Genomic DNA, 12767 nt, shown 5'->3' on the forward strand with positions numbered 1-12767 from the left:
CGTCAGCGAGCGATATGCAGCGCCACGGCGCTGTGCGCGGGCACGGTGATGTACGCCTGCCCGTCCCCGCCCACGGCCACCGTGTGCCCCTCACACGCCGCCGGATCCGCCGCGACCACGTCGCAATACGTACCGGCCGGCAACGCCGTCGCAAACGACCGACTCACCGCCCCGCCCCCGGCGTTGATCGCGACGAACCCCGCCGCCCCCCGCCCGAAGGCGATCACGCTCCCCCCGTCGTCCCACCAGTTCGTCACCTCCGCCGCCCCCACCGCGTTGCGGAACCCCACCATCCCGGTGATCTCCCGCTTGGCGTGCTCGCCGGTCCAGCCGGCGGCGCCGGAGGCGGGCGGACCGGCGTCCTTGTCGGTCCACTCGTAGCCGGAGTAGACGTTCGGCGAGCCGTACGGCGAGGCGAGCATGAAGACGTTGGCGAGCGTGTAGGCGGCGCCGTCCTTGTAGGTCAGGGTCGAGCCGTTCCGCTCGGTGTCCCAGTTGTCGACGAACGTCCGGGCCCGGTCGCTGCCGAGCTTGCCGTCCGCGACGGACCTGAGCTGGGCGAGGTTGCCGCTCTGGAAGGCACTCTTGAGGTGGGTTCCGTAGCGGAACTCGTCGACGTCGCCGGTGCCGGTGTACTCGTCGGGCTGAACGGCCTCGCCGGCGCCGTAGACGACTTCCTGCACCCAGTACCCCGGATCCTTCATCTTGCCCTTGATCGCGGCGAGATCAGCGGCGGCGATGTGCTTGGCGGCGTCGATCCGGAAGCCGTCCACGCCCAGCGACCGCAGGTCGTCGAGGTACGTGGCGATCGTGGTGCGGACGTGGTCGCTGCCGGTGTCGAGGTCGGCCAGGCCGACCAGTTCGCAGTTCTGGACGTCGCCGCGGTCGGTGTAGTCGGAGATCGGCCGGCGGCAGCCGTGGAAGTCCTGGTCCTGGTAGTAGCCGGGGTAGTTGTACTTGGTGTACCGGGTGCCGCCGGTGCCGGTGCCCGATCCGGCCGACATGTGGTTGATGACGGCGTCGGCGATGACCTTGACGCCCGCCGTGTGGCAGCTGCGGATCATCGCGGCGAACGCGTCGCGGTCGCCCGGCCGGCCGGCGATCCGGTAGCTGACCGGCTGGTACGAGGTCCACCACTGGTCGCCCTGGATGTGCTCGGAGGCGGGCGAGACCTCGACGAAGCCGTAGCCGGCCGGGCCGAGTTGACCGGTGCAGGCTTTGGCGACGTCGGCGTACTTCCACTCGAAGAGGGTGGCGGTGACGGTCCGGCCGCCGGGCGGGGTCGCCTGCGAGGGCCAGGGGGCGAAGGCGGCGAGGCCGACCGCGGCCACCACCCCGGCCAGCGTCCTGCCCCGCACCCGGGAACGGCGCCGCCGGTGCGGCTCCCCGGGCACTGCGCGCTTGCGGCTCCTGCGTCGCTGCATTCTTGCGGCTCCTTCGTCATGGGGCACGGGGACCGCGCCCACGAGAGCAGCCACGCGCCAGGCCGCCATGGGGGGATTCCGCTTCGGAGCCTGCCTTTTCGTGCGTGGACACGTCAAGACTTTCGGCAAGGCTTTTCAGGCTCTTGCGAAAGACACTGACGGCGCCGGGCAGCGGGCGCCACGGCCGGCACCTCCGCGGTGCACCAGGAGCCCACGCACGCGAACCAGGAGTCCAAAGGGCCCTCTTGTGCCCCGGGCCTCCCAACCGTCAAGGTCCTCACCGAGGTTCACGACTGTCCCGCGTACGATCCGCTTCCTTGGAGGACCGATGCACGAGGCACCACCGCAGAACCAGGAGCCCGAAGAGACCGGACCCAGCCGCCGTTCGGTCCTGTGGACCGCCGGCGCGGCGGGCGCCGGACTGGGGCTCGCCGGACTGGGCACCGGACCGGCGGCCGCCGCCGCGCCCGGCGCGGCCGGACCGGCCGGGGCCGCCACCCCGGCCCCGAAGCCCGGCGGCCGCACCATGATCGGGGTACCGTTCGAGCCGCACCGCACGGTCCGCGTCGGCCTCATCGGCCTCGGCAACCGCGGCGGCAGCATGATCGACCTCTTCCTGGCGATGCCTGACGTCCGGGTCGTGGCCCTCTGCGACCCGGTGAAGGACAAGGTCGCCCGGGCCGCCGCGAAGGTCACCAAGGCCGGGCAGCCCGCGCCCGCCGTCTACACCAACGGCGACCACGACTTCGAGAACCTCTGCAGACGCACCGACATCGACTTCGTCTACGCGGCGACGCCCTGGGACTGGCACTTCGAGATGGCCAGAACCGCGATGCTCAACGGCAAGCACGTCGGCACCGAATGCCCGCTGGCGCTGCGCCTGGACCAGCTGTGGGAACTGGTCGACCTCTCCGAGCGCACCCGCAGACACTGCCTGCAACTGGAGAACTGCTGCTACGGCAGGAACGAGATGCGGGTGCTGCGGATGGCGCACGCCGGCCTCTTCGGCGAGCTGCTGCACGGCGCCGGGGCGTACATCCACGACCTGCGGGGGCTGATGTTCGACCCGACGTACTACGAGGGTCCGTGGCGGCGGCTGTGGCACACCCGGCTGCGCGGCGATCTCTACCCCAACCACGGGTTCGGGCCGGTCGCCAACTACATGGACGTCAACCGCGGGGACCGGGTGGTGCGGATCTCCAGCTTCGGCACACCGGCACGGGGCCTGGCCGCGTACCGCAGGCAGCACATGCCGCCCGGCGATCCCAGCTGGAAGGAGTCGTACATCGAGAGCGACCGGACGATCAGCCTGCTGCAGACCGCCAAGGGGCGGGTGATCCGGCTGGAGCACGACGTCTCGACCCCGCACCCGTACAGCAGGATCAACAGCCTCGGCGGGACGAAGGGCCTCTTCGAGGACTACCCCGAGCGGATCTACCTGGAGCCCGACCAGGGCAACGACGAGTGGGGCGACTTCGGCAGGTACGCGGAGTGGGACCACTGGCTGTGGAAGGAGCACGCCAACCCGCCCGGCGGCCACGGCGGCATGGACTACATGCTGGTCCTCCGGCTGACGCAGTGTCTGAAGCTGGGCCTGGTACCGGACTTCGACGTCTATGACGCGGCGACGTGGTCGGCGCCGCTGCCGCTCAGCGACCGCTCGATCAGGGCGCACGGCGCCCCGCAGGAGATCCCGGACTTCACCCGGGGGCTGTGGCGCAAGGCACGGCCCGGGATGGACTCGCAGAAGCCCGCCGCGTAACGCGGGGCGCGAGCCTCCGCCTGCGACGGACGGGACGGGGCCCGGTGGCGGGCGATCCACCACCGGGCCCTGGGAGTTGACGTCGTCCCGGTACGGTGTCCGGCTCGCGGGACACTTCTCGCCGGGTCCGCATCCGGCTCGCGGGTCACTTCTCATCGGGGGGGGCGACGGCGGCGCCGTCCGGCTCCTCCCGGTCGACGGGCGCGGAGGCCGACCGCTGCTGTCCCCGGCCGGACGGGGCGGCGCCGGCCAGCACCTGCTTCGCCGTCACCCGGTCCAGCACGCCCTCCCAGCGGGACACCGCGAAGACCGCGACGCAGATGCCGAGCAGGTTGGTCGCCACCCGCATGGAGTCCATGATCCGGTCGACGCCGAGCAGCAGGGCGACCGCGCCGGCCGGGCTGACACCCAGCGCGGAGGCGGCCGCGGGCAGCGCCGGAAACGCCGAACCGGGCATCCCCGCCATGCCCTTGCTGGTCAGCATCAGCACCAGGACGACCGAGTCGTCCCGGCAGCCGGCCGCCCGCAGCTTCTGCATCATCCGCGGCAGCACCGTCTCGCTGGGCGCGGAGCCCGCCTGCGGCCAGAGGCGCCCGACTTCCGTGTTCCGTCCGCCGTCCTGCGGAGCGGGAGCACCGGGTTCAGCCGGTTCAGCCGGCGAGATGCGCCCGGTCCCCCATCACCACGACCGGGTGCCGCGCCGGATCGAGCGCCCGCAGCAGCGCCGCCATCGCGGACTTCGCCACACTGACGCAGGCCGACGTCCCGCTCCCGTGGTCCAGATGGAGCCAGACCCCGCCGCCCTTGGACTGCCCCTGAGGACGCGTGGGATCCAACGGGGACGTCCCGGCGACCCGGTTGTAGTCGATGGCCACCACGTAGTCGAAGTCGTGGCGGGTGTTCTTCGACCAGTAGGCGGGCGGGGTGAACGCCGCCGAGTGCGTGTAGGGCAGCCGGGCCCCGGGATCGGGCAGCACACCGCCCGCGTCGGTCAGCGCGAAGACCCCGACCGGGCTGCGCTGGTCGCCCTCGTGGTGGTCCACCGTCCAGCCGCGCCGGCCGTTGTGCGCGGGCCAACTCCCCTTACGGGCCCAGCCGTCGGCGCCCTTCTCGTACAACTCGACCGTCGACTGCGGCGAGTCGGGCCCCGCGCCGTAGACCGCGACGACCTGGCGGGTGGCGGCCGGGATCCGCGAGCGGAGTGCGGGGCCGACCTCGGGGATATCCCTGCGGCGGGCGGTGTCCGAACCCGCGCGGGCCGCACCCCCGGGGCCCTCGGGCGCGCCGGCCCCCTTGCCCCCGGAACCCCTGTCGTCCTGGCCCTGCCCGCCGTTCCTCCCGTCTTTCCCGTTCGTCCCGTCCTCGCCGCCGGCTCCGCAGCCCGCCAGGAGGACCGCCGTCGCCGCGGCCACCGCCGCCACCCGTACCGCACCGCGCACTGTCCGCATACCGTCCATGCTGCCACCGCTCACTGACGGCCGTTCAGCCATCAGGCCGCCGCCCGCCACCAGGCCGCCGTCCGCCATCGATGCGGGAGATCCCTCGGCTTTACCGCCTTTCCGGGAAAAACCGTTTGAAGCCGGGTCGCCCGGCACGCCACGCTTCGCTGTGCCTCCGCTCGCGCCGGGGCCCGATATCACGGGCGCGAGGCCATGCCGGCCTGCCCGGACGGCATACCACCGCCCCCACCGCCGACGACTCCCACGCCTCCTCCGGCCGCCCGCCGAGACGCTCGGCCGACCCCCACTCGCCGCGACGACTCCTTGGACATCATGCGCATTCGCGATCTTCCCCACCCCGACCCCGGCGTCCCGGACGTCCGCACGGGCGGCAGATTCCTCGTGTGGCTGTGCCGGCAGCAGCTCGGCGGGCACGCCAAGGCCCTCTTCTGGGGGCTGGTGCACATGGCCGCGACGGCCGCGTTCCCGCTGCCGGTGGGCCTCGCCGTGCAGGCCGCCGTGGACGGCGACGGGGCCCGGCTGGCGCTGGCGGGCGGCCTGCTGGCGCTGCTCGGCGCGCTGGTCGCGGCCGGCGAAGTCATGCTGCACCGCGCGGCCGTGACCAACTGGATCGTCACGGTGGCCAGGATGCAGCAGCTGCTCGCCCGCAAGACCGCGGAACTGGGCGGGGCGATGACCCGGCGGGTGGCGGCCGGCGAGATCGTCGCCGTCAGCACCGGCGACCTGGAGCGCATCGGATGGTTCGTCGAGACGCTGTCCCGTTTCGGCGCGGCCCTTGTGGCCTCCGTCGGCGTCTGCCTGGCGCTCGTCGTCTATCAGCCACAGCTGGGCTTCCTCGTGGCTCTCGGCACGCCCCTGCTGGCCCTGGCCGTCCTCCCGCTGCTGCCGCCCGCCACCCGGCGCGCCGACGTCCAGCGCGAGAAGGCCGGCCGGGCCACCGAACTGGCCTCCGACACCGTCGCCGGGCTGCGGGTGCTGCGCGGCATCGGCGGCGAGGAGCTCTTCCTCGGCCGCTACCGCAGCGCCTCCCAGGAGGTCCGGCGGGCCGCCGTCCGCAGCGCCCGTATGTGGTCGCTGATCTCGGCCATACAGGTCGCCCTGCCGGGCCTGCTGCTGATCGCCGTGGTCTGGCACGGCGTCCGGCTCGCCCTCGACGGCCGGATCACCGTCGGTGAACTCGTCACCGTCTACGGCGCGGTGGCCTTCCTGCTGTACCCGCTGCGCCACTTCGAGGAGATCACCATGGCGTGGTCCTTCTCCCGCCCGTCGGCCGGGCGCACGGCACGCGTACTGGCGCTGAGCCGGCCGTCGGGCGCCCTGCCGACCGGCCCCGATGTGCTCCCCAAGGCCCCGGAAGTACCGTCCGGCGACCTGCACGACCCGGTCAGCGGGCTGACCGCCCGGGCCGGCCGGCTGACCGCCGTGGTGTGCGGCGACCCGGACGCCGCGGGACGGCTCGCCGAACGCCTCGGCGGACACTCCCCGCACACCGACCCGGCCACAGCCACAGCCACAGCCACAGCCACAGCCACAGCCGGGGAGAACGGTGCCACGGTCCTGGCGGCCACCGGCGCGGACGGTCACAAGGCGGACGGCCGTACGGCGAACGACCGCGAGGCGGACGACCACAGAGCGGACGGCCACAGAGATGCCGACCACGGAGCGGACGGCCGCGCGGCGGAGCCGTACCGTCCGCTCTCCGTCCTCCTCGGCGGCACCCCGCTGGACGACCTCCCCCGCGACACCGCCCGAACCGCCGTCCTCGTCCAGGACAAGGACCCGGTACTGCTCTCCGGGACGCTCGGCGAGCTCCTCGACGTCCCGGCCTCGGGGCGCGTGACCACGGCCGCGGCGCTCGACGCGGCCCGGTGCGAGGACGTGCTGGCCGCGCTGGCCCAGGCGTCCGCCGACGACTCCGGCGACCCGATGCGCACCCACATCACCGAACGCGGCCGGTCCCTCTCCGGTGGTCAGCGCCAACGGCTCGCCCTGGCCCGCTCGTTGGTCGCCGACCCCGAGGTGCTGGTGCTGGACGAACCGACCAGCGCCGTCGACGCCCACACCGAGGCCCGGGTCGCCGACGGCCTGCGGGAGATCCGGGCCGGCCGCACCACCGTGCTCCTGACCTCCAGTCCGCTGCTCCTGGACCGCGCCGACCAGGTCGTCTTCCTCCAGGAGGGCAAGGTCACCGGCGAGGCCCCGCACCGCGAACTGCTGCGCACCCACCCCGAATACCGCGCCGTCGTCACCCGCGCCCCGGACCCCGCCCCCGGCCCGCCGGACTCCGCCCCCGGCCTGCCGGCGCCCCGCCCCGACCACACCGCCCCAGAGGAGACCGCATGATCGGCCTGGCTCCGCCGGAGCACGATCCCGGCACGCCCCGGACCGCCACCACCCTGCCGGTGGGCTCGCCGGCGACGGTGCGCGCCTATACCGCCGAGCTGATCCGCCGTCACCGCCGGGACTTCACCCTCCTGGTCACCGTCAACGCCGTCGCGGTCCTCGCCTCGATGGCCGGCCCCTATCTGCTCGGCGGCCTCGTCGAGGACCTGTCCGCCGGCCGCGGCGGGCAGATCCAACTCGGCCGCACACTCGGCCTGTTCGCCCTCGCCCTGGTCATCCAGACGGTGTTCGTCCGCATGGTGCGGCTGCGCGGGGCGATGCTCGGCGAGCGGATTCTGGCGGACCTCCGCGAGGACTTCCTCGTCCGGTCGGTGGCCCTGCCGCCGGGCGTCCTGGAGCGGGCCGGGACCGGCGACCTGCTGTCCCGGATCACCACCGACATCGACCGGCTCGCCGAGGCGATGCGGGAGGCCGTGCCGCAGCTGGCGATCGGCGTCGTCTGGGCCGGTCTGCTGCTCGGCGGGCTCGCCGTCACGGCACCGCCGCTGGCGCTCTCCGTGCTGATCGCGCTGCCGGTGATGCTGGTCGGCTGCCGCTGGTACTTCAGGCGCGCACCCTCCGCCTGCCGCTCCGAGGCCGCCGGCTACGCCGCGGTCTCCGCCGTCCTCACAGAGTCCGTGGACGCCGGCCGCACCATCGAGGCGCACCGCATGGGCGCCCGCCGGATCGCCCTCTCGGAGCACCGGATCCGCACCTGGACCCAATGGGAGCGCTACACCCTCTTCCTCCGCTCGGTGCTCTTCCCGGTCATCAACGTCAGCCACGTACTGATCCTCGGCACAGTCGTGACGCTCGGCGGGGTGTTCGTGCTGCACGGCTGGCTCACCCCGGGGCAGTTGACCACCGGTGCGCTGCTGGCGCAGATGCTCAGCGACCCCGTCAACCTCGTCCTGCGCTGGTACGACGAGCTCCAGGTGGCCCAGGTGTCGCTGGCCCGGCTCGTCGGCGTGCGCGAGATCGAACCGGAGGCCGTCGACGCCTCGGTGGTCCCCGGCGGCCGGGACGTGCGCGCCGAGGACGTCAGCTTCGGCTACCGCGCCGGCGTGGACGTGCTGCGCCAGGTCTCGCTGAGCGTCCGCCCTGGGAGCAGGGTGGCGCTGGTCGGCCCGTCCGGCGCCGGCAAGTCCACCCTGGGCCGGCTGCTGGCGGGCATCTACGGACCGCGGGCCGGCTCGGTGTCGTTGGGCGGCGCCGAGCTCTCCGCGATGCCCGCCGAACGCGTCCGGGAACACGTCGCGCTGGTCAATCAGGAGCACCACGTCTTCGTCGGAACCCTGCGGGACAACCTGCTGCTGGCCCGCACGGACGCCGCGGACGCCGAACTCTGGTCGGCGCTGGGCGCGGTGGACGCGGACGCCTGGGCCCGCGCCCTGCCCCGCGGCCTGGACACCGAGGTCGGCTCCGGCGGCACGGCCCTGACGCCGGCGCAGGCCCAGCAGATCGCGCTGGCCCGCCTCGTCCTGGCCGATCCGCACACCCTCGTACTGGACGAGGCGACCTCGCTTCTGGACCCGCGCGCCGCCCGCCACCTGGAGCGGTCGCTGGGCAGAGTGCTGGACGGGCGCACGGTCGTGGCCATCGCCCACCGGCTGCACACCGCCCACGACGCCGATGTCATCGCGGTCGTCGAGGACGGCCGGATCACCGAACTGGGCAGCCACCGGGAACTCGTCGCCGCCGGCGGCGCCTACGCGGCACTGTGGCGCTCCTGGCACGGCTGACCCACGGGGACGCCGGCGCCGGAGTACCGGACGTTTCCCCACGCCCGGCCCCGGGCAGCGCCCCGGGGCGAGCCGCCACGGGACCGAACCGGTGCCGCCGCCCGGCCCACACACCGTCCATGACCCGGCCGTGGAGGCGCCACTGCCCGTCGGCAAGCGGCCGGCGGCGCCCCCGTCACCTGCCCGCGGACTCCCCCCTTTCGGCCACAGCCGATACCAGTGCCGATACCGACGAGGCTGTGGTTCCCGCAAAAGTGGCGCCCCATAGGACCGCGGGGCGCCACTCTGCGACAGGGCCGGACCGCAGCACCAGCCCGGCCCGATCGAACAGATCGGACCGGTCATACGGGCCAGACGGGGCGAACGGATCAGACGGCTCAGATGTAGCCCATCGCCCCCAGGGCGCCGATGCCCCCCAGCAGCATGAACGCCGGCATCAGCACCTTCAGCTCCACCCAGCTGCCGGCCCGGAAGCGCATCGGCTTCGGCGTGCCCAGCGGGTACCAGCGCTTGCGGCCTATCGGGATGGGCCACAGGATCGGGCAGCCCGAGACGGTCAGCGCGTCGCCGATGTCGTGCACCAGCGCGCCCAGCATGATCGGCACGCCGAGCCAGAGATACTGCTGCCCCGGCTCGGCGAACAGCCAGCTCGCGCCCTGCCCCGGCTGGTCCATCACCTGGGCCAGGATCCACGCCGACGCCGCGCCGAGCAGCCACACCAGCACATCGCTGGAGACCCGCGCCGCCCGCCACAGCAGCCCCTCGATGGCGAGCACCATGTGCACGAAGAGGATGCCGAGCACCGCCCAGCGCCCGCCCACCATGGCCAGCAGCGACATGCCGCCGCCGACCAGCACCGCCCACAGCCAGGTGTGGGTCAGCGTCCGGTGACCGCCCGAACGGTGCGAGTCGCCGCGCATCTTGGTCGCCTTGAAGACGGCGTGCGAGAGGGCGTCGACCACCTCGCACAGCCCGCGCGAGAGCGGTCCGAAGGCGCGCGAGATCGTGGCGGCCTTGTGATCGAGGTCGGGGGCGAGCGCCGCCCCGGCACAGATCAAGGCCCCGCTGACCAGCACGGGCCAGGGCATCGGATAGCCGGCGCCGTAGGCCGCCGCCCCCACCCCCAGCCAGGCCGCGGCTCCGGACAGCGAGTGCGCCGGTCCCATCATGGTCGTTCCCCACCTCTTGTTCTGCGCTTCTGACGCCCGATCGGCGACTCAGCGTAGCGTCAGATGATCTCCGGGAACGGAGCGGGTGCCGCGCCCCGGCGCGGCCGGGCGACCTGCCGAACACGATCCGCACACGGCCGTGCGCGAGGGGTGCGAACCCGCGCCCGCGCGGGCGCCAGCCCGGCTTCCGGGGCCGCCGCCGGTCTCCAGTTGATCTCCCTCCGGAGGACCGGTTCCCGGATCCGGGCCGAAGCCAGGCAGTATGGGGGGCGTGACCCTCATCGATCATCTGCCGAACACCGCCGACCCCGACGCCCTCTTCGAAGCCTTTTCGGGCTGGGCCGAACAGCAGGGCATCGCGCTCTACCCTGCCCAGGAGGAGGCGCTGATCGAAGTGGTCTCGGGGGCGAACGTCATCCTGTCGACCCCCACCGGCTCCGGGAAGAGCCTGGTGGCGGCCGGCGCGCACTTCACCGCCCTCGCCAACGACCAGGTCACCTTCTACACCGCCCCCATCAAGGCGCTGGTCTCGGAGAAGTTCTTCGACCTGTGCAAGCTCTTCGGCACCGAGAACGTCGGCATGCTCACCGGCGACGCCTCGGTCAACTCCGACGCCCCGGTGATCTGCTGCACCGCCGAGGTGCTCGCCTCGATCGCGCTGCGTGACGGCAAGTACGCCGACATCGGCCAGGTCGTGATGGACGAGTTCCACTTCTACGCCGAGCCGGACCGCGGCTGGGCCTGGCAGATCCCGCTGCTGGAGCTGCCGCAGGCGCAGTTCGTGCTGATGTCGGCGACGCTCGGCGACATGTCGCGCTTCGAGGAGGACCTGACCCGGCGCACCGGCAAGCCCACCGCGGTGGTCCGCTCCGCGACCCGGCCGGTGCCGCTGTCGTACGAGTACCGCACCACGGCGATGACGGAGACGCTGACCGAGCTGCTGGAGACCCGCCAGTCGCCCGTCTACATCGTGCACTTCACCCAGGCCGCCGCCGTGGAGCGGGCGCAGGCGCTGATGAGCATCAACATGTGCACCCGCGCCGAGAAGGACGAGATCGCCAAGCTCATCGGCAACTTCCGGTTCACCACCAAGTTCGGGCGGAACCTCTCCCGGTTCGTCCGGCACGGCATCGGCGTCCACCACGCGGGCATGCTGCCGAAGTACCGGCGGCTCGTGGAGAAGCTGGCGCAGGCCGGTCTGCTCAAGGTGATCTGCGGCACCGACACCCTCGGCGTGGGCGTCAACGTCCCCATCCGCACGGTGCTGTTCACCGCGCTGACCAAGTACGACGGGAGCCGGGTGCGGACCCTGCGGGCGCGGGAGTTCCACCAGATCGCCGGGCGCGCCGGGCGGGCCGGCTTCGACACCGCGGGCTTCGTGGTGGCGCAGGCCCCGGAGCACGTCGTCGAGAACGAGAAGGCGCTGGCGAAGGCCGGTGACGACCCGAAGAAGCGCCGCAAGGTGGTCCGCAAGAAGGCGCCGGAGGGCTTCGTCAACTGGAACCAGAACACCTTCGAGAAGCTCATCGGCTCCGACCCCGAGCCGCTGACCTCGCGATTCCGGGTGACGCACGCGATGCTGCTGTCGGTGATCGCCCGCCCGGGCAACGCCTTCGAGGCGATGCGGCGGCTGCTGGAGGACAACCACGAGCCGCGCCGGAACCAGCTGCGGCACATCCGCCGCGCCATCGCGATCTACCGCTCCCTGGTGGACGGCGGGATCGTCGAGCGGCTGCCGGAGCCGGACGCGGAGGGCCGGATCGTCCGCCTCACCGTGGACCTCCAGCAGGACTTCGCGCTCAACCAGCCGCTGTCGACGTTCGCACTGGCCGCGTTCGACCTGCTCGACCCCCAGTCGCCGTCGTACGCGCTGGACATGGTCTCGGTGGTGGAGTCCACGCTGGACGACCCCCGGCAGATCCTGGCCGCCCAGCAGAACAAGGCGCGCGGCGAGGCGGTCGCCCAGATGAAGGCCGACGGCGTCGAGTACGAGGAGCGCATGGAGCGCCTCATGGACGTCGAGTACCCCAAGCCGCTGGACGAGCTGCTGTCGCACGCCTACGGCCTCTACCGCAAGAGCCACCCGTGGGTCGGCGACCACCCGCTGTCCCCGAAGTCGGTCATCCGCGACATGTACGAACGCGCCATGACCTTCACGGAGTTCACCTCCTTCTACGAGCTGGCGCGCACCGAGGGCATCGTGCTGCGCTACCTGGCCAGCGCGTACAAGGCGCTGGACCACACCGTGCCGGACGACCTGAAGTCGGAGGACTTCCAGGACATCGTGGCGTGGCTGGGCGAGATGGTCCGCCAGGTCGACTCCAGCCTGCTGGACGAGTGGGAGCAGCTGGCGAACCCGGAGGAGGAGACCGCGGACCAGGCGGCCGAGCGGGCCGACCAGGTCCGGCCGGTGACCGCCAACGCGCGGGCGTTCCGGGTGCTGGTCCGCAACGCGATGTTCCGCCGGGTGGAGCTCGCGGCGCTGGACAAGGTCGGGGAACTCGGCGAGATGGACGGCGAGTCCGGCTGGGACGCCGACGCCTGGGGCGACGCGATGGACGCCTACTGGGACGAGTACGAGGAGCTGGGCACCGGCCCGGACGCCCGCGGCCCGAAGCTCCTGCGGATCGAGGAGGACACCGCGCACGGGCTGTGGCGGGTGCGGCAGACTTTCGCCGACCCGAACGGCGACCATGACTGGGGCATCTCGGCCGAGGTGGACCTGGCCGCCTCCGACGAGGAGGGGCGCGCGGTGATCCGGGTCACCGACGTGGGACAGCTGTGAGCCGACGGCTTCGACCGAGGCCGCCGAAGGAGACGACGGAGGG

General features: G+C 72.8%; 7 protein-coding genes and 1 pseudogene. 4 read left to right on the forward strand and 4 right to left on the reverse strand.

Translation table 11 applies throughout. The features are described 5' to 3' along the window. Nucleotides 1-2: 2 nt before the first annotated feature. Nucleotides 3-1424, reverse strand: a complete 1422-nt coding sequence (locus ACRAS8_RS04705; RefSeq protein ID WP_438484502.1) for an alpha-amylase — start codon at nt 1422-1424, stop codon at nt 3-5. 328 nt (nt 1425-1752) lie between these two features. On the opposite strand from ACRAS8_RS04705, the gene ACRAS8_RS04710 reads away from it, so the two are divergent. Beyond that, entirely contained in the window at nt 1753-3186 is a 1434-nt protein-coding gene (locus ACRAS8_RS04710) for a Gfo/Idh/MocA family protein (RefSeq protein WP_438484503.1), read from the forward strand. 145 nt (nt 3187-3331) lie between these two features. On the opposite strand, the pseudogene ACRAS8_RS04715 reads toward ACRAS8_RS04710, so the two are convergent. Continuing rightward, nucleotides 3332-3760 (reverse strand): annotated as a pseudogene (locus tag ACRAS8_RS04715) (cation:dicarboxylate symporter family transporter); the annotation flags it as partial. A 76-nt stretch (nt 3761-3836) separates the two neighbouring features. After that, on the reverse strand, nt 3837-4634 hold the full coding sequence (locus ACRAS8_RS04720; RefSeq protein ID WP_438484504.1) for a hypothetical protein: 798 nt from the start codon (nt 4632-4634) through the stop codon (nt 3837-3839). A gap of 324 nt (nt 4635-4958) precedes the next feature. Here ACRAS8_RS04720 and ACRAS8_RS04725 point away from each other — a divergent pair, with 324 nt between their 5' ends. Together ACRAS8_RS04725 and ACRAS8_RS04730 are read left to right on the forward strand one after the other, a co-directional pair. After that, the gene (locus tag ACRAS8_RS04725) at nt 4959-6989 is read left to right on the forward strand and encodes an ABC transporter transmembrane domain-containing protein (RefSeq protein WP_438484505.1); all 2031 of its coding nucleotides are present in this window, start codon (nt 4959-4961) and stop codon (nt 6987-6989) included. Next, on the forward strand, nt 6986-8770 hold the full coding sequence (locus ACRAS8_RS04730; RefSeq protein WP_438484506.1) for an ABC transporter ATP-binding protein: 1785 nt from the start codon (nt 6986-6988) through the stop codon (nt 8768-8770). Before ACRAS8_RS04725 ends, ACRAS8_RS04730 begins: the two co-directional genes overlap by 4 nt. A gap of 377 nt (nt 8771-9147) precedes the next feature. Here the strand turns inward: ACRAS8_RS04730 and ACRAS8_RS04735 are convergent, their stop codons facing one another. Beyond that, nucleotides 9148-9939: a metal-dependent hydrolase gene (locus ACRAS8_RS04735; protein WP_438484507.1), complete on the reverse strand. Its 792-nt coding sequence runs from the start codon at nt 9937-9939 to the stop codon at nt 9148-9150. 271 nt (nt 9940-10210) lie between these two features. On the opposite strand from ACRAS8_RS04735, the gene ACRAS8_RS04740 reads away from it, so the two are divergent. Next, on the forward strand, nt 10211-12724 hold the full coding sequence (locus tag ACRAS8_RS04740) for a DEAD/DEAH box helicase (RefSeq protein ID WP_438484508.1): 2514 nt from the start codon (nt 10211-10213) through the stop codon (nt 12722-12724). The last annotated feature ends 43 nt before the right edge of the window (nt 12725-12767 follow it).

The organism is Streptomyces sp. S186, assembly GCF_051603415.1.
Taxonomy (GTDB): Bacteria; Actinomycetota; Actinomycetes; order Streptomycetales; family Streptomycetaceae; genus Streptomyces.